The sequence below is a fragment of the Streptomyces netropsis genome (genome assembly GCF_014203545.1).
Lineage (GTDB): Bacteria > Actinomycetota > Actinomycetes > Streptomycetales > Streptomycetaceae > Streptomyces > Streptomyces netropsis.
The window spans coordinates 24,838-41,976 of the sequence record NZ_JACHJG010000026.1 but is presented as its reverse complement, the minus strand read 5'-3'; the positions used below and the strand labels follow the sequence as shown (position 1 = coordinate 41,976).

The 17,139-nt window shown below is 69.8% G+C and carries 18 protein-coding genes; 13 read left to right on the top strand and 5 right to left on the bottom strand.

All coding sequences use genetic code 11. The features are described 5' to 3' along the window. Positions 1–329: 329 nt before the first annotated feature. A complete protein-coding gene (locus tag FHS38_RS34060; protein ID WP_184740348.1) occupies positions 330–857 on the top strand; it encodes a 2'-5' RNA ligase family protein in 528 nt (175 codons plus the stop codon). A gap of 414 nt (positions 858–1,271) precedes the next feature. Here the strand turns inward: FHS38_RS34060 and FHS38_RS34055 are convergent, their stop codons facing one another. Together FHS38_RS34055 and FHS38_RS34050 are read right to left on the bottom strand one after the other, a co-directional pair. Next, entirely contained in the window at positions 1,272–1,823 is a 552-nt protein-coding gene (locus tag FHS38_RS34055) for an SUKH-4 family immunity protein (protein WP_229822917.1), read from the bottom strand. Between the two features lie 387 nt (positions 1,824–2,210). Continuing rightward, positions 2,211–3,146 (bottom strand): LysR family transcriptional regulator, encoded by a 936-nt coding sequence (locus FHS38_RS34050; RefSeq protein ID WP_184740345.1) that lies wholly within the window; start codon positions 3,144–3,146, stop codon positions 2,211–2,213. Positions 3,147–3,274: 128 nt separating this feature from the next. Here FHS38_RS34050 and FHS38_RS34045 point away from each other — a divergent pair, with 128 nt between their 5' ends. Both FHS38_RS34045 and FHS38_RS34040 read left to right on the top strand, forming a co-directional pair. After that, positions 3,275–4,522, top strand: a complete 1,248-nt coding sequence (locus tag FHS38_RS34045) for an MFS transporter (protein ID WP_184740356.1) — start codon at positions 3,275–3,277, stop codon at positions 4,520–4,522. 36 nt (positions 4,523–4,558) lie between these two features. Next, entirely contained in the window at positions 4,559–5,620 is a 1,062-nt protein-coding gene (locus FHS38_RS34040) for a serine hydrolase domain-containing protein (RefSeq protein ID WP_184740343.1), read from the top strand. Here FHS38_RS34040 and FHS38_RS34035 read toward each other — a convergent pair. After that, positions 5,566–6,045, bottom strand: a complete 480-nt coding sequence (locus FHS38_RS34035) for a hypothetical protein (RefSeq protein WP_184740341.1) — start codon at positions 6,043–6,045, stop codon at positions 5,566–5,568. The two genes, FHS38_RS34040 and FHS38_RS34035, sit on opposite strands and share 55 nt — an antisense overlap. A 164-nt stretch (positions 6,046–6,209) precedes the next feature. Here FHS38_RS34035 and FHS38_RS34030 point away from each other — a divergent pair, with 164 nt between their 5' ends. The 9 genes from FHS38_RS34030 to FHS38_RS33990 all read left to right on the top strand — a co-directional run bounded on the left by FHS38_RS34030 (position 6,210) and on the right by FHS38_RS33990 (position 14,358). Continuing rightward, entirely contained in the window at positions 6,210–6,785 is a 576-nt protein-coding gene (locus FHS38_RS34030; protein ID WP_184740339.1) for a MarR family winged helix-turn-helix transcriptional regulator, read from the top strand. A 21-nt stretch (positions 6,786–6,806) separates the two neighbouring features. After that, complete coding sequence (locus tag FHS38_RS34025; protein WP_184740337.1) at positions 6,807–7,220, top strand: nuclear transport factor 2-like protein; 414 nt, start codon at positions 6,807–6,809, stop codon at positions 7,218–7,220. A 175-nt stretch (positions 7,221–7,395) separates the two neighbouring features. Then, complete coding sequence (locus tag FHS38_RS34020; RefSeq protein ID WP_184740336.1) at positions 7,396–7,836, top strand: VOC family protein; 441 nt, start codon at positions 7,396–7,398, stop codon at positions 7,834–7,836. A gap of 769 nt (positions 7,837–8,605) precedes the next feature. Beyond that, on the top strand, positions 8,606–8,824 hold the full coding sequence (locus FHS38_RS34015) for a hypothetical protein (protein WP_184740334.1): 219 nt from the start codon (positions 8,606–8,608) through the stop codon (positions 8,822–8,824). 187 nt (positions 8,825–9,011) lie between these two features. Beyond that, positions 9,012–9,635, top strand: coding sequence for an RNA polymerase sigma factor (locus FHS38_RS34010; RefSeq protein ID WP_184740332.1), 624 nt, complete (start codon positions 9,012–9,014; stop codon positions 9,633–9,635). Positions 9,636–9,640: 5 nt separating this feature from the next. Next, entirely contained in the window at positions 9,641–10,045 is a 405-nt protein-coding gene (locus FHS38_RS34005) for a hypothetical protein (protein ID WP_184740354.1), read from the top strand. Positions 10,046–10,192: 147 nt separating this feature from the next. Then, positions 10,193–10,462: a hypothetical protein gene (locus FHS38_RS34000; RefSeq protein ID WP_184740330.1), complete on the top strand. Its 270-nt coding sequence runs from the start codon at positions 10,193–10,195 to the stop codon at positions 10,460–10,462. Positions 10,463–11,009: 547 nt separating this feature from the next. Beyond that, positions 11,010–12,653 carry a PLP-dependent aminotransferase family protein gene (locus FHS38_RS33995; protein WP_184740329.1) on the top strand — a complete coding sequence of 548 codons (1,644 nt, stop codon included), beginning with the start codon at positions 11,010–11,012 and terminating at the stop codon, positions 12,651–12,653. 505 nt (positions 12,654–13,158) lie between these two features. Further along, a complete protein-coding gene (locus FHS38_RS33990; protein ID WP_184740328.1) occupies positions 13,159–14,358 on the top strand; it encodes a cytochrome P450 in 1,200 nt (399 codons plus the stop codon). A gap of 313 nt (positions 14,359–14,671) precedes the next feature. Here the strand turns inward: FHS38_RS33990 and FHS38_RS33985 are convergent, their stop codons facing one another. Together FHS38_RS33985 and FHS38_RS33980 are read right to left on the bottom strand one after the other, a co-directional pair. Further along, complete coding sequence (locus FHS38_RS33985) at positions 14,672–15,535, bottom strand: DMT family transporter (RefSeq protein WP_184740326.1); 864 nt, start codon at positions 15,533–15,535, stop codon at positions 14,672–14,674. Between the two features lie 24 nt (positions 15,536–15,559). Beyond that, the gene (locus FHS38_RS33980) at positions 15,560–15,733 is read right to left on the bottom strand and encodes a hypothetical protein (protein WP_184740324.1); all 174 of its coding nucleotides are present in this window, start codon (positions 15,731–15,733) and stop codon (positions 15,560–15,562) included. A gap of 305 nt (positions 15,734–16,038) precedes the next feature. Between FHS38_RS33980 and FHS38_RS33975 the strand changes: the two genes are divergently transcribed. Next, positions 16,039–17,079: a vWA domain-containing protein gene (locus FHS38_RS33975; protein ID WP_184740322.1), complete on the top strand. Its 1,041-nt coding sequence runs from the start codon at positions 16,039–16,041 to the stop codon at positions 17,077–17,079. The last annotated feature ends 60 nt before the right edge of the window (positions 17,080–17,139 follow it).

Sequence of the window (17,139 nt, the reverse complement as noted above, 5' to 3'; positions counted from 1 at the left end):
CCTTGGTTGTCGGGCGTGATCGGCCGGTCCGCGCTTCCATGGTCTGGATAAGGACCTTGCGCCAGCCGCTTGATCACGACTCGATACACGGCCTAACAAGCCCCGACGCTGCGCAGATTCACTGACCGCCGACAGGGAGCCAACGACTCACACCGGCCTCTGCAACACCTGCCCCTGCCAGAAACGACCTGTCCGACCACAGCTCCTCGAAGCGTGTGGATCACCAGCCAACGCCGGCCGCGACCGTCTCGACTACGCCCAACTCGCCGCCCTCGCCCACCTCGGAGTGCAATGGGCGCAGTAGCGGGCCGGCCTGCGATGATGACGGTGTGCCAGAGCCAGGGACCACTGCCGTCGTCATTGTCCTGCCCGATGCCGCCCCGCTCCTCGATGCGGCGTGGCGTATCGACCCGGCTCTGGTGCGTCCTGGGGTGCCGGCGCACGTCTCGCTCCTCTACCCGTTCGTGCCGGAATCGGCGCTGACGGGTCAGGACGAGAAGGGCGTGCGTTCCCTGGCGGCGAGTTTTCCGGCAGCTGATCTGCTCTTGGAGGAGGTCGTGACGGCGTCCGGCTTCGTCGCCGTCACCGTTCCGGGACTCCAGCCGGTCGTCGATGCGTTCCGCGCCCAGTGGCCCGGGTTGCGCCCGTACAGGGGCCGCTTCGGGGTGCGGCCCGCCGCCCATGTCACGGTCGCTATGGGTGGAGACAACCTGACAGCTGCCGCCCATGTCCGCGCTGCGATCGGCCGCCTGCTGCCGCTGCGCACCCGTGCGGCGGCGGTCCAGCTGGTGGTGCTGACGGAGGGAGGCTGGCAGTCGCGGTTCACCGTGCCGCTCGGCGTCCCGGACAGGCCGTGAACACCGCCCGCCAGTCTCTTTCCCTGGCCGTGACCACAGCCCGAGGCCGGCACCCCACCCTTGGCCACATCCCGAGGAGCGGTGGAACTGCGCACACCCCCCACTGACATCCGGAGAAAGTTCCTGCCAGGCTCGGGGCGGCCTGACGTCCAGGGCGGTGTGGTGGGGTCAGCGCTCGCCGCGGTGGTCGTAGACCGTGAGGGCCAGGGCTCGTATCGCGGTGCCGGCAAACGCACCGCACTCGCACGACTCGGACTCAAATGGGCGGCGGCGTGACGGCGCTGTGAGGTGGTGCCTCAGCAAGCCCAGCGGGAGCAATCGACAGGCTGAGCCCCCGCGCGGCCCGAAGAGTGCCAGCAGCGCCAGCCCGCCAGCTCGTCGTCCATGTCCGCGCTCACGTCCGAACCGGCTCTCTCACAGCATCGGGTAGGAGTCGAGAAACGACGTCCAGAACTCGCTCGTGAACGGCAGCGAGTCCCAGGCCTCCATCCCCTCACGGACGATCTCCTCCACGTCGGCCCAGTCGTTGGGGTTCGGGCGCTCGTCCGGCCCCGGCCGCTCCACCTCGAACTTGTAGACGAGGTAGCCGAGCGAGGAGACGTCCCCGTGGATCAGCTCGTACTCGATCTCGGAATCCGGGCCGGAGACCCAGATCGTCCCGTCGCCGAGGCTCACGAAGACAACCGCCTGGAAGAGCATGCCCAGCGGCTGCAGCCTCCCGTGCGGGGTGTCGACCGGCTCGGCTCCCAGGCCCTTTGTGAAGGCTGTCTCCGGGCTCGCCGGATCCCGGTCCGCCAGTTCCTCGAGGATTCGGAACAGCCCGTTGGAGTGCGGGATCCCGACCTCGGTCACGAAGCGCGCGCCGTCCCCGTCCGGCCATATCCATGCCGCCACGTCGGGCCGGAACCTCAGCAGATCGCCGGGCGCGGCCCGTTCAACGACCACGGGCCAGTCAATCCCTACCATCACCAGTCATCCCTCCTTCGGGCTTGTCCGTCACAGGCCCTTGGGTCCGTGCCCCGGCTTCTTCGCGGCCAGCCGTTGGCCGCGAAGGCCGTCGGACCGTTGGGGTCACGGCCCGTCGCCGTGCCGGCCGCTGGACCGACTGCGCCTCAGTCCAGCGCTGGCTGCCTACTGGGCGTCCGGCAGCCCTTGTGGTGACGGTACCCAGTATGTCGGCCGGTCCACGATGGTGTGCCTGCACGGTCTGCGGCCTGCTCCGCCCCGGCCAGGCCGTGGATGGCTGCCGCCAGGAGGACCTCGCGGAGCTGGTCGCCGCCGATGGCCACGCCTGCCCCCCCCCCCGAGATACTGTCCGTCGATCCGGCCACGATGGCCGAAGGTACCCGGTGTTCAGTGCGGATTCGCCCAGCCCGGCGCCCAGGTCCCGGCGGCGTCGTGGCCGGCCGCTGTGGCAGCGAGGTGGGCGCGGAGGGTGGCCAGCGCTGGGTGGGGGTTGTCGCGGTGCCAGAGGAGCGAGTGCGGGTAGACGGGCGTCGGGTCGGTCACCGGGATGCGGCGCAGGCCGTGGCCGGCGGGCCAGACGAGGCGGGAGTCCGCGCCCATGAAGGTGGCCAGGGCGGGGGTGTCGGCGACGGTGTCGAGGAGCGCGTCGGAGCCGAAGTTGGGGCCGGTGGCCTCGATGGTGAGGCCGAACTCGGCGACGAGGTCGTCGTAGTAGGCGGCCCACTCGGTGCCGGGGACGAGGCCGGGCATCCAGATCCGGTGCCCGGCGAGCTGGGCGATGGTCACCGAGCGGGCGCCCGCCAGTGCGTGAGCGGGGCCGGTGAGGAGCTGGAGGCTCTCGTCGAGCACCCTGACGGACGTGATGTCTTCGGGAAGGGGGTGCCCGGGCGTGGCGACGGCGCGGAAGGACGCGTCGATCGCACCGGATCTGATGGCGGCGACGGCCCTGTCGATGTCGAAGAGCATCACCACGTCGAGGTCGATCTCGGGATGTGCGCGGTGGAAGCCGCGCATCAGCGCCGACTGCGCGCTGCGCGAAGCGATCACGTCGACGCGCAGCGGCCGGCGCCCGGCGTGCACGGACTCGACCGCGCGCTGCCCCACGCGCAGCAGCTCGCGCGCGTGGGGCAGGAAGGCCTGCCCGTCGATGGTGAGCTCGGCGCCGCGCGGGGTGCGCGTGAACAGCCGCACTCCGAGGTCGCGCTCCAGCGCGGCGATGCGCTTGGAGACGGCCTGCTGGGTGACGGCCAGCTCGGCGGCGGCTACCTGGAACTGCCCTGCGTCGGCGGCGGCAACAAAGGTCCGGACGGCGTTGAGATCCATTCCGACACCGTACATACACAACCAATGGTTGTGCAGTGATGGTCTCGTGGTTGTTTGACCAGTGATGATGGTGCTCGCTTTGATGATTCTTGTAGCGGGTTGGTTGTGTAGTGAGGGAGGGCGTGGGCGTGCTGAGCGGGCACCGGCTGGGGCGGCGGTTCGGGTGGCTCTGGGCGGCGTACGGGACCAGCGCGCTGGGCACGTGGCTCGCCTTCGGCGCGTTCCCGCTGATCGCCATCGAGGTGCTGGACGCCGGACCGGCCCAGGTCGCCGCCCTCTCCTCCGTGGGAGCCGCCGTAGGCGCCGCCGTGGCGGTGCCGCTCGGACCGTGGGTGGAGTTCCGCCGCAAGCGGCCGGTGCTGATCACGATGGACCTGGTGCGGTGCGTCGCCCTGCTGACGATCCCCGCTGCGTACGCCCTCGGCGCCCTCACCTTCCTCCAGCTCCTGCTGGTCGCGGTCGTCGTCGCGGCGGCCGACATCACCTTCCGTGCCGCCTCCGGCGCGTACGTGAAAACGCTGCTGCCGGCCGAGGACCTGCTGGTCGCCAACGCCCGGTTCGAGTCCACGGCCTGGACGACCACGATCGTCGGGCCACCGCTGGGCGGCGCCGCGATCGGGCTGCTCGGCCCGGTGGCGACGGTGGTGGCCGACTCGGTCAGCTACCTGCTCTCCGCCCTCGGCATCCGCGCGACGGGCAGCAACCACGAGCCGCCACCCGGGCACCGGGAGGCGGCGCGCATGAAGGCCGGGGACCTGCTCGACGGCTGGCGGTACATCCTCGCCGACCCGGTGCTGCGTCCGCTGTTCTTCAACACCGCGCTCTTCAACGGCCTGGTGATGGCCGCCTCGCCGCTGCTGGCCGTCCTGATGCTCGGCCGGTTCGGGTTCGCGCCGTGGCAGTACGGCCTCGCCTTCGCCGTCCCCGCGATCGGCGGGCTGCTCGGTTCCCGGCTGGCCCGGCCTCTCGTCACCCGGTTCGGGCAGCACCGGGTCCTGGTCGCGGCCGGGGCGCTGCGCGCGGTCTGGCCCGTCGGCCTGGCTTTTGTGGGGCCGGGGACCGGCGGGCTGCTGCTGGTGATGGGCGTCGAGCTCGGGCTCGTCTTCTGCTGCGGGGTCTTCAACCCCGTCTCCGCCACCTACCGCCTCCAGCGCACCGCGACCGGCCGGGTCGCCCGTGCTCTGTCGGCCTGGGCGGTGACGGCCAAGGCCTCGGTCGCGCTCCTGACGGCCGCCTGGGGCGTGCTGGGCGGCCTGCTCGGCCCGCGGATGGCCATCGGCCTGGCCGGCGTGCTCCTGCTGGCGACCCCGCTGCTGCTCCCCCGCCGCGCGGCAGCGCCTCTCTCCAAGCCGGAGCCGGCACGGAGCCGCGCCTGACGGACCGCCACGACGAGATCGGAGACCTTGTTCAGCATGGATATTCAAGGCGACTGCACCGAGCATTTCAGCGCGGTGCGGGAGGTGTTTGCCGACTCCCTGCACAGCGGAGCGGACGTCGGTGCATCGGTGGCGATCTACCTCGACGGCGAACCCGTCGTCGACCTGTGGGGTGGCTACGCCGACCAGGCACGTACCCGACCATGGCTGCGCGACACCATCGCCAACGTGTGGTCGGCCACGAAGACGATGACCGCGCTGTGTGCTCTGGTCCTCGCCGACCGCGGCGAACTCGATCTGTCCGCACCGGTCGCGACATACTGGCCCGAGTTCGGCACCCATGGGAAGGACCGCATCGAGGTGCGGCACCTGCTCAGCCACACCGCTGGTCTGCCCGACTGGAACCAGCCCATGACACTCGACGACTTGTGCGACCGGGAGAAGGCCACCACCCTGCTGGGCCGCCAGACGCCCCGCTGGTTACCCGGCACGGCGTCCGGCTACCACCGGTTCACCCATGGCTTCCTGATCGGCGAGGTCATCCGTCGCATCTGCCGGCAGTCGATCGGCACGTTCTTCGCCGACCAGATCGCTGCCCCGCTGGACGCCGACTTCCACATCGGTCTCGCAGCCGAAAACGATCACCGTGTCTCCGCGACGTCATCCCCGCACCCGGCCCCGCACCCCGCGGCCAACCCGCGTGTGGCCATCCAGGTCGGCGCCTACGTCACCGCCCAGGAGACGGGGAGCCGGCTCCTGGCCGCAGCTGTGGCAGGGCCGAAGTCCCCGCGCAAGCTGGGCACTACGCCCTCGCGGCAGGAGCCGCCGAGGAGTTCATGCCGCCGGCCCGGCGGACCAGCGGCATGCTCGAGGGCGCTGTGCTCAGGGCGCTCGGGCGCAGCCTGTGCCATCTGGGACGGGCTGCGAGGGCGAGGGGCGCGAGGGCGGCGTGTCCGGAGGCCGCCCTCGCCCTCTTCGAGCGGCGCGAGGCCCGGGCCGATGCCGAACAGACCCGGACGTTGCCGGCAGGCCTCGTGTGCGGGTCAGTTCTTGTACACGCCCCACAGGACCAGGGCGTTGTCACCGCTGCCGCCTTGACGGACCTCGCGGAATGCGCCGCGGTCCGTGCCGTCGATGTCGTAGCCGTTGGAGCCGGCGTAGGGGTTGTTCCAGTGGAAGCGGACGGGCCGGTCGTTTCGCCAGCCCTCCTCGCAGTTGGACGTCCTGTAGGTGACGGAACCCTCGGTGCCGGTCATGAACCCGTTGCTCTCCGACTTCCAGGAGACGTCCTGAGTGTTGGACACGGTGTGCGGGGGCTCCTGCCCCTGGCTCCAGATGCCGTGATCGAGGCCGTAACTCTGCCGGATCAGCTGGCAGCCGGTCCCGTTGTGGAACTTGACCTCGGTGCTCCGGGCCGCGAAGGCGCCGGCCGTGGTGGCCGAGGCGGTGCCGGTGGCGAGAGCGCCGAGCCCGATCGCGGCCACGGTGGCCGCGGCCATCAGACGGGGGGTGATGCGTCGCATGAGGAACCTCGTTCCTTACGGTTCCGCGGGTCCTTCCCGCGGTGCCGGGAACTCTGGGGCACCCCGTTCAACAACGCATGAACGGAGTTCGTTTATCCATCCTCCGACGCGCGGCGGCGGTCTCTGGTGATGTCGCCACGGACAAAGTAGAGTGCGGCTTCATTATGAAGCACGTACATAATTCTGGCCTGGCCCGTGACCCTGAGGGCTTCCTCTACGACCCCGGTGTCCGGGACTCCATGCAGGCGTTCGCGGCGGGGGACGACACTCTGGCGCTGGAGACGGCCGCAGCCCTCCGGTCGGCCTCGCAGGCGGTCGACCGGCTGCGTTCGCACGGTGCGGGGGGACGGGGGCTCAGCGCGGGGGCACTCGATGTCCTCGCACGACTGAGTACGGCAACCGACCAGGGCCTGAGCATCGGCGAGCTGGCCCGCGCGGCAGGGGTGAGTTCCCGCAACGTCACCGGCCTGGTCGACACGCTCGAGCGCGACGGGCTGGCGCAGCGGGTCCAGGACCAGCACGACCGCAGGTCGGTACGAGCCACGATCACACCAGCCGGCCTCCACTGGCTGGACAACTTCAGGCAGCCGACGCAGCGCGCCATGTCCGCCGTCTTCCAGGGCTTCACCGAAGACGAACTCGCCCGGTTCCGCGACCTGTGCCTGCGCATGGTCGAGAACCAGCAACGCATCGAGCAGTACCTGAACGCGGCCCGGCCCGACCAGCCGCCGGCTTCCTGAACGACACCAACGGAGCACCGCATGACCACCGACTCAGCCGACGCGGCCGCCCGACGTACCGTCAGGGCCTACCACGAGGCCCGGTTCCGGGGGGACGTCACCACGGCCGCTGCCCAGATCGGCGAAGGCTTCAGCTTCCGCAGCCCGTTCATCACCTCCGACAGCCCGACCGGCCACCTCGACGGCCTGGACGGGCTCCTGGGCATCGTCACCGGTGTGGAGCTGATCAGCGAGCTGTACGGCAAGACCGAGGCCACCCTGCTCTACGACGTCCACACCACCCCGGCCGCCGGCATCACCCAGCACACGGCCGAGCACTTCCACCTCCACGACGGCCGGATCACCTCCATCAGGCTCATCTTCGACTCCGCCCCCTGGCAGGCCATCATGTCCGCGGCCGGCCCGGCCCGCGACGAGGCCGCCCCCATGGCGTGACCGGCCGCCTGTCATCACGACGGAAGGCATCGCCTGCGCCGCCGAAGCACGTACCGGAGTGTTCTCGGAACTCGGCGACATCGATTCCCTCTGGAAGAAGGCGCTCTCGGCCCTGACCGGCACGCGCTCTCGCACCTCACCGACAGAGCCACACGAGGATGAAGGAGAAACCAGCATGGCGATTCAGCGGATGGACAACGTCGGCATCGTCGTCGAGGACATGGATGCCGCCATCGCGTTCTTCGTGGAACTCGGTATGGAGCTGGAGGGCAGGGCGGAGGTCGAGGGCCTCTTCGCCGACCAGTGCACCGGACTCGACGGCGTCCGCTGTGACATCGCGATGGTCCGGACCCCGGACGGTCACAGCCGGCTCGAGCTGGCGAAGTACCGCAGCCCCGCGGTGATCAGCGCCGGGCCGCGCAACCGGCCGCACAACATTCTGGGCACGCACCGCGTCATGTTCGCCGTCGACGACATCGAGGACACCGTTGCCCGCCTGCGCCCTCACGGCGCCGAACTCGTCGGCCAGATCGCCCGGTTCGAGGACAGCTATCTGCTCTGCTACCTCCGCGGCCCGGAGGGCATCATCGTCGGGCTGGCCGAGCAACTGCGCTGAGAAGGAGGAACCGAACCACGCAGCCGAACGAGATCACCGAGGTGGTGAACCGCCCGATCAGCCAGGAGCTGCCGGCCCGTGACGTGACCCGCCTGGCCTGCGTCGCCAAGGACGGAACCCCGCGCAACGTACCGATCGCCTTCACCTGGAACGGGTCGCACATCGTCATGTGTACGACAAGAACGCGCCCGCTCCCGTGGCCACCCTCGCGCGCAGGCTCCTGAAACGACGGCACCCGTAGGTGAGACACATCTGAGTGTGTCTGGAGAACCCGTCGAATTCCGGCTCGAACCCCAGGGCCGCCCGGCAGCCGGCCGGCCCTGGGAAACCTCGCGGGCCCGGGCGGGCATCGGCTCCGCCGGAGGGTGCAACGACACCGGCGCGCCCTCCTCCGACGCGCCTGGGTGCGGTGACACCTGTCTACGGCACCACCAGCCGGCCCGCGACCCGGGCACGGGGGCGAGCTGCGGGCGCGTCAGAGGCGGCGTAGCCACCGGCGAAGGCCGCCGCACCGCCGGCCGACGGGCGACCCGTCGGTCCTGCGGTGCCGGCCAGTCGGTGTCCTGCCGGTGGGACAGCAGCAGCGCCTTGGGCCGGCGGGGCGTGGCCAGGCGCAGCTGCGCGAGGGTGAGCAGGGCCCGCACCGTCGAGCCCGGGAGGGGAGGTCTCTCCCCTCCCGGGCGCTTGTTCTGTCCACAGGCCCGGCGCCCAAGGCTCGGATCCGAGGCCGCCGCGATCAGCGCGGCGCCCGCGCACCCGAGGAGATGCCATGTTCCAGACCGCCGTCGCCGCGCCGCTCATCCCGCTGACCCCGGACGCGGCCATCAGCGCCTTCCACCACCTCCGGGCGGTTCAGGCCGGGGATGCCCGAGACCGCATCCGGGTTGGCGACGGCGCGGCGCGGTGCGCGCCGTCGTTTCCCGGCCTTTGCGCCCCGTGTGCCGTGGCTGTGGGAGTGGGGTTCAAAAGAATCTTCGGCTGGAGGTGAATCCTTTTCGGATCTCCCTGCCTCTTGTCTGTGTACCGGCCGAACGGACCGGCAGAACCGGGAGGAACCACCCATGATGGTCACCAGCCTCGTAGTGATCGGAGCCCTGCTCGTGGGCGCGTGCAGCTGGCACCTGATGCGGCGCTACAAGGGCCGAAGCTGACCAGCACCCTGCCAGGAGTCTCAGATGAACCAACGTTTCACTTGGCCGGACGAGCGGCTGATCAAGGCCGCTCAGGACGGCGACGTCACTTCGCTCACCACCGTTGTCATGGAATCGCAGCCTCATGTGCGCAGGTTCGCCATATCGCTGTGTTCCTCACCGCAGGACGCGGAGGACGCGGCGCAGGAGGCGCTGATCATCCTCTATCGGAAGATCGGCACTTTGCGGGCCACTGGCGCGCTTGCCTCATGGATGTTCCGGATCGTGCGCAACGAATGCCTCCGGCAGGTACGGCTGCTCGTCTCGCGGAGCGACGAGGCGACAGCCGACCCGGAGGCGACTGCGGAACCGTCCGCCGAGGACGCGGTGCTGCACAGGCTGGAGGCGGAGCGCATCGCGGCTGCGGTCAGCGCCCTTCCCCGTGACCAGCGGCAGGTCCTGATCATGCGGGACGTACAGGGCCTGCCCGGCAAGACCGTCGCCCATGCGCTCGGTCTGAGCAGCGCCGCGATGAAGTCACGGCTGCACAGAGCGCGCGCAGCTCTGCGTCACTCTCTGGCAGTGACAGACCAACCGCTGGGTCAAGCCGCCGATCAGGCGCGCGATCAAGCTATCGACCAATCAGTCGGAGGAGTCTCACGACCGTGAACACCGTGAACACCGTGGACGTCGCGAACCCAGTGAAGCCCGCGCAGGGCGCGAAGGCCCAGGCCGCCGCACAGTCCGCCGCGCCCGAGAGGAACTTCGCCAGCAAGTCCGTCCCGCGCCATCTGGCGCGCGGCGCCATCGGCGTCGGCCTGATCATCGGCTCGATCGCCCTGGTGCCCGTCGCCGGCCCGGTCACCCTGCTGGCGGCCCCGTTGGCCCTGATCGCCTTCCGCGGCTGCCCTACCTGCTGGATGGTCGGCCTGGCGCAGACCATCTCCCTCGGCCGTCTGGAGCGCCAGTGTGCGGACGGCGTTTGCACCCTCACCAAGGCGCACCCGGCGGCGAAGGCCACGAACGAGCCGACAGCCCCTATCAACGTCCCGGCTGCTCCCGGTGACCACGACCGCTGATCATTCGGAATGACTCGTCCAGGAATCAGGAAACCCCGTGAGACAGCCTGGGGTCGGCAGGATGAGCGTATGGGGCATGGGGAAATGAGTCCGGACTGGATGCGGCCGATCTTAGTCAGGTATCCGGAGGATCCGGTGGAGGCGGTCATGGAGGCCGACGCACTCGCCGGCCCGGGAGCCTGCTTCCGCTCCCGAAACATCGGAACGGCCGCCCCGCTCGCCTTCAACACCGCGATGAAAGACCACAGCAAGGCTGGCCTGATCACGGTTGTGGACACAGCTCCTGGCGCCTTCGAGCGTCACGGACAGCCGGTCTTCTGCCTCGCGCTGGACGACATCGGCGAGCGCCCGGGGCCGCTGTCCTTGGGCATCCGGTCGGCGCGGCGTCGTACGCCGGCGGCGGCCGCGCGGGGGTGACCGGTCAGATGGAGGGCGATCTGCTCGCCGTCACGTTCGGCGAGCGTGTCCGGGCCGGCCGGCCCCGGGCGAGGACGGCAGGGGCTCGGGCCGGGTTGTGGGCCGTAGCTGACGACGCCCGGGACTGGTCCCGGCCGGAAAGGAACGCGACTACAGCACACTCCTGCGACACGAAGCCGCCTTTCCGGGAGTTGCCGAAACGTCACTCCTGAAGGCACTCCTGGAGAACTGATGTCAAACGCTTTTCACTTGAAATAACTAGATGGAGATAAATGCAGAAGGGTGGGCAATCGGGGCGGCGCGTCACGCATATCCTGCGTACCGCGAGTTCCTGGACGGGACACCCGCGCTCCGCGGCAACCGCCGCTTCGACAGTTCAACGACAGGCGACCGGCCCATTCGGCAACCGCCCGTTGACCGTCGTACAGGCGGCTGACCCGCGCAACCACCTGCCCCCTTGGATCCGAGCGACTTCCGAGACCCTTGGCGCCTGGCGGCGATCCCCGCTTGCCGCAGTTTCGCGATTTCGCTCAGAATCGGACATCGAATGATTACCGAACACTCCGATACGCATCTCACGGCACGGCCGGCCAACGACGACTACCGGCTGGGTACCGAGGCCTACACCGATGAGCAGCGGACCGCGGTCCTTGCCAAGCTGGAGGAGTACCTGGGCGGGCAGCGGGAGCGTCTTCTGGGTTACCAGGTGAACCTGTCGCTCGACGGCCACGCCGCGCTGGGTCGTTTCCTGGGCTACCACATCAACAACATCGGGGACCCGTTCGTCGACAGCAACTACAGCCTGCACTCGCGGTGGCTGGAGCGGGCGGTCCTGGAGCACTACGCCCGCCTGTGGCACGCCCCGCTGCCCGAGGACCCGGCCCGTCCCGGGGACGATGACGGGTGGGGATACGTGCTGTCCATGGGCAGCACCGAGGGCAACCTGTACGCCATGTGGAACGCCCGTGACTACCTGGACGGCAACGCCCTGGTGCGCGACGAGGTCTCCGGCGATGCCAGCTGCCGCACCAGCTACCTGCGGGCCAAACACCCCGACGACAACCCCAACGCCTACATGCCGGTGGCGTTCTTCTCGCAGGAGACCCACTACTCGCACATCAAGGCGATGCGGGTGCTGGACATCCCGACCTTCTACGACCTGGGCGGCAGCCTCTACCCGGGCGAGTGCCCCATCGACGTGGCCGGCACCGGCATGCAGACGTACAACGGGTGGCCGCTCGGCGGAGTCCCGACCACCGGCGGCGACGAGGGTCCGGGCACGGTCGATGTCGACGCCTTGGTGGCCCTCGTGGACTTCTTCGCCGCCAAGGGCCACCCCGTCCTGGTCAACTTCAACATCGGCAGCGTCTTCAAGGGCGCCTACGACGACGTTCAGGGCGCCTGCGAGCGCCTGCGGCCCGTCTTCGAGCGGCACGGCCTCGTCGACCGCACCGTGCGCTTCGACCCCGACGACCCCACCCGGGTCAGCATCCGCAACGGGTACTGGATCCACGTCGACGGAGCCCTCGGCGGCGCCTACGCCCCCTACCTGGAGAAGGCCCGCGACAGCGGACTCATCGAGACCGCACCGCCGGTCTTCGACTTCCGGATCCCCGAGGTGTCCTCGATCGTCACCAGCGGACACAAGTACCCCGGCGCGCCCGTCCCCACCGGGATCTACATGTCCCGCGCGGGATCCAAGCTGCGCCCGCCGTCCGACCCGGCGGTCGTCTCCTCCCCCGACAGCACCTTCGCCGGCTCCCGCAGCGGCTTCGCCTCCCTGGCCATGTGGAACCACCTCGCCCAGTTCAGCGAGGAGCAGCAGGTGCGGCAGGCCGCCGAGGTCCTGCGGATCGCCGAGTACACGGCCGAACGCCTGCGCCGGCTGAGCGAGCAGTTGCAGGAACGCGGTGAGCCCTGGGCCGAGGACGGTATCGAGGTCGGTCACGGCGATCACGCGCTCAGCGTCTGGTTCCAGCAGCCGCGGGCTGAGATCACGCAGAAGTACTCGCTGGCCTGCGTGCCACTCAACCTCGGTGGACGCCGCCACGACTACAGCCACGTCTACGTCATGCCTCACGTCACCCAGGAGTTGATCGACGAACTCCTCGAGGACCTCGCCCGGCCCGGAGCGTTCGACCGTTCCGCGGACAAGGACGCGCAGCGGCCCCCCATTCCCCACCAGCGCTGACCCGCAGGCGGGCAGCCGGACCGCAATCGCCCGCCCGCCTCCTGGCGATGTTGCCCCGTACATCCCCGCGTGCGGGGCAACCGGCCGAAGGCGCAGCCCTGGGCCCGTCACCGCCCCTGGCTGCCGGCAGCCTCCACGTCGACCGGAAGTTCGAAGACCACCGCCGCCGTCCGTCCCGTCTGCGAGGAGGTCAATCCCTCGCCGAAGGCCTGATCTGCGTCATCCCCCTGCCCCACCAGCCGACCAACTGGCAAGAAGCGCCCCGTTCGGACGGGCGGCGCCGCCGACCGGGCCGGCGGGCACCGTGTCCGCATAGGCCAGGGGTTCCCTGGCTGCAAGATCGCTGGTGAGTCGTCAGGCGGATGCGCCGTTCCATCCGGCTCGGCGCGGACCCGTGGCGTCCCCGTGTGCGGGGAGCTCGGCGGCTGCCGGTTCAACGGCGGTTCCCCACCTCCGGGTCCCCGGAACTCGACGAAGACCACTGCGAAGCCATTCGGAAGGACGCATGACCTCGTTCCTGGACACGATCACGCCGGAGGAGCTCCACGCGGATCCCTATCCGGTCTATCAGCGGCTTCGACGTGACCACCCTGTGGCCGAGATCCCTGCGCTCGGCTGCTGGCTTGTCACGCGCTGGCAGGGCGTGCGTCAGGTGATGAGCCACAGTCAGACCTTCACCACCAGCTTTCCGTCCGCGATGTCGGAGATTTACGGACCGGAGAACATCCTGTCGAGGAGCGGCGACATCCACAAAGGGATGCGCGCCAGCGTCGAGGAACTCTTCGAGCCCGAATGCGCCGGCCGCGCCCGAGGGTACGCACGAAAGCTGGTCATCGAGCGGGTCTCCGGCATGCACGGGCAAGCGGACCTCATGGGTGAGGTCCTGCAACCCGTCGTGGCAGAGGTGTTCCGGTGGATGCTGAGCCTCGAGGTCGACAGCACGACCCTGCTGCGCCTGGCACAGGACCTGTGGCTGGGCGCCCTCGATCCCGGGGACCCCGCCAAGCTCGCGGTGTCGGCCGCCGCTGCGAACGAGCTCGACGCCACGCTTACCCCCTGGTTCGAGGGCCTCGGCCCGGACCCGTCCTCGGCGATCGCACGGTGGCGACACATCAACCCTGGAAGCGCGTGTCCGCGAGGCGCCGCGGAGGTCCTCCCGACGATCCGCGTGATCCTCCCCTCCCTTCCCGAACCCGGGTGGGCGGCGGGCAGCCTCCTGGTCGCACTGTTCAACGACCCCGACCAGCGCCGGCTTGTCCGGGACCACCCGGAGCTTCTCGGCGATGCCGTCCACGAAGTCCTGCGCTGGATGCCACCGTTCGGGCTCGTCGGCCGCATGACCACGCGACCGGTGGAACTGGGCGGCACACGCCTGCCCGCCGGTGCACACGTCCTGGCCGCGATCGGCTCCGCGAACCGCGATGAGACGGTGTTCGAGCAGCCCGACACCTTCGACCTCCGCCGCCGACGGCAGCCTCTGGTCACCTTCGGATACGGAGAACACGCCTGCCTCGTGCGCGCGTTCATTCCCGCCATCGTAGAAGGCCTGGTCGCCGGCATCCTCGATGTCCACCCCGGCGTCCGCGCCGACCCTTCGGAGCAGCCCCGCCTGGCCGGCTGGGCCGCCCGCTACACCGCACGCCTTTGCGTGGACGGCCTCGGCGACTCCGCGGACCGGGCGACAGCGCTGGGCCCGCCTGGTTGAGGCAGGGCCCGCGGACCGGCCCCCTCACGCTTCCGCTCCCGCCGGACGGGGCCGAGACCGCCCCGCTCAGCGCGCCTGCTGCCGGTAGTCCCCGCCGAACGGATCCATGCCGCTGCTCCCCCTTCCCGACCCGCGCGCATCCGCTCTGCCGTCCGGACGTTGTGGCGTATGCACGGACCACTGTGGCCGACCTGGCGGACTGTCGCGCGCAGCCTGGGGCTGCACCAGGACCTGCGCGTCCTGGCCGACCGGATCCGGGCCGCAGCCGGCGACCGGTTGGGACAGTCCGCGCAATTTCCGCCGCCGGCCCTCATCAGAGCTTGGACGGGCTCTTCGCGTCGACCCTCGGCAGGATCAGTACCCCCCAGGTGACCAGCACCGCTCCGGTTCCCTCCGGGAGCAGCCACCAGCCGGTGCGTACGCGTTCGCCGTACACCAGCATGCCCAGGGCGAGGCTGACCAGGGCTTCGCCGAGGGTGAGGGCGGGCTGGGAGGCGATCAGTGGGCCGGATTCCATGGCGCTGGCGAGGAGGAAGAGCGCGCAGGCCCCGGTGGCCACGAAACCGTAGAACTGCCAGGCGGTGAAGAACGCTCCGGCGCCGTCCCGCTCGAAGACATCGGTGGCGGCCGTCATGAGGGTGGCGGTCAGGGCGTAACCGATCGCCGAGGCGGAGCTGAACAGGGCTGCCCGGAGCGGACCGCGCGGTCTCGGCAGGGCGCCCAGGACGCAGAGCGTCATGGCTCCTCCCGTGGCCAGCAGGGCCAGTGCCCACATACCGGCCGGGACCGCGCTGTGGCCACCGGACGGTGCGGCGGCGGCGAGCCCGAGGCCGAGGCCGGCGGCGACCATGACGGACGCCGCCCATCCGGCCGCGGGCAGCCGGCGGCGGGCGTAGGCGGAGGCAATGAGGAGGGTGAAAGGCAATTCGGTCACCAGGATGGGCTGCACCAGCGACAACGAGCCCAGGTTGAGGGCCAGTGCCTGGCAGGCCGCGGCACCGACGATCACGGCGATGCCTCCGAGCCACGCCGGGCTGTGGAGCAGGTGCCGGATCAGCCGGAAGCTGAAGGCGTCCCCGTGCGGCACAGTGCGGGCGCCCACGCGTTGCAGCACCGTGCCCGTGGCGTTGCCGACGGCCGCCAGGAGGGCGAACAGCGCGGAGAGCGCGGCTGGCACGAGACGGGTTCCTCCGGTGGCGTGTCATTCACTGGTGACGACGATCACACGGCCGGGCGCGCTCACGGGCAAGGCGCGCGGAGTGGCAGTCACTTCGTACGACGGGCCGTGCCACGCTTCGAAACGCTTGCGATCACAGCCGCAATCGCTCGCCCGGCCGGGCGGGCGGCCGCGCAGCAACTCCTCATCCCTGCCCATGTGCCCCGGCCTCCCCGCCGTCACCGACAACACGGGCCTGCCCCGGTTCGCCTTGGGCCTGCCCGCGCCGCCGGGGGGCCCGGCTCAGGTGCACAGGCGCGAGAGCCTGAACACCGGCCTTCTGTCCGGGCAGGGCCTGGTCCTGCTCCTGGCGCTCCCGGCCGGCCTGCTCCTGCCGTGCGGCAGTGACGGGCCAGCACCTGCACGTTCGCCAGGAAGCCGTTCATCCCGCCTGGGAGCCAAGACCGATTGTCAGTGGTGGGTGAGACGGTAGGAGCATCGAGTCGGAAACAGGGGGAGCTGTCATGTCCGGAAACCAGAACTACATCAATCACGTTGCTCTTGTGCTGGATGCCAGTTCGTCCATGTCGCACCTGAACCGCAAGGTCGTCGAAGTTGCCGACCAGCAGATTGCCTATCTGGCCCGCCGGTCGCAGGAACTGGACCAGGAAACCCGCGTCACGGTGTACGTCTTCGCGGACAAGGTGGAATGCGTCATCTACGACAAGGACGTGCTGCGGATGCCGTCCCTGAAGCAGCTGTACCGGGTCGGTGGAATGACGGCTCTGCTGGCGGCCACGCTCACATCGCAGCGGGAGCTGGCGCAGACAGCTCAACTGTACGGCGACCACAGCTTCCTGACATTCGTGCTGACCGACGGGCAGGAGAACGCAAGTCATCGCTGCCCGGATGCCCCTGCCAGGGATCCGCGTGAACTGGTTGAGGCCGTGTCCAAGATGATCGAGACGCAGGAGGACAACTGGACACTGGCCGTCCTCGTGCCGGACCAGATGGGCAAGCGCGAGGCCATGCAGTGCGGTTTCCCGAAGGACAACATCGCCATCTGGGACGCCACGAGCACACAGGGGCTGGAGGAGGCCGGGCAGGTCATCCAGCAGGCCACCGAGAAGTTCATGGTGGGCCGCGCCCAGGGCATCCGGGGATCGCGGGCGATGTTCTCCATGGGTGCGGAAGCGGTCAACAAGGACACCGTCAAGGCAGCCGGCCTCACCCCGGTGGATTTGTCGGAGTACCAGCTGATCCCGGTGGCCCGCGCAGCGGCCATCCGGGACTGGGTCATCGAGTGCGGGCACACCTACCGTACCGGTGGTGCGTTCTATCAGCTGAGCAAGTCGGAGAAGATCCAGGCGCAGAAGCAGATCGCGGTGTTGGAGAAGAAGACGGACCGGGTGTACACGGGGCCCGAGGCCCGGGCCCTGCTCGGCCTGCCGGACGTGGAAGTCCGCGTCAAGCCGGACCACAACGACGACTTCACGATCTTCGTGCAGAGCACCAGCGTGAACCGGAAGCTCGTACCGAACACGCGGCTGCTGCTCATGGTCTGACGCCTTGGAAGTCTCCGGCGGGTACCGGAGGTGTTGCCGTCCCGGGCGCCCTGCCGGCAA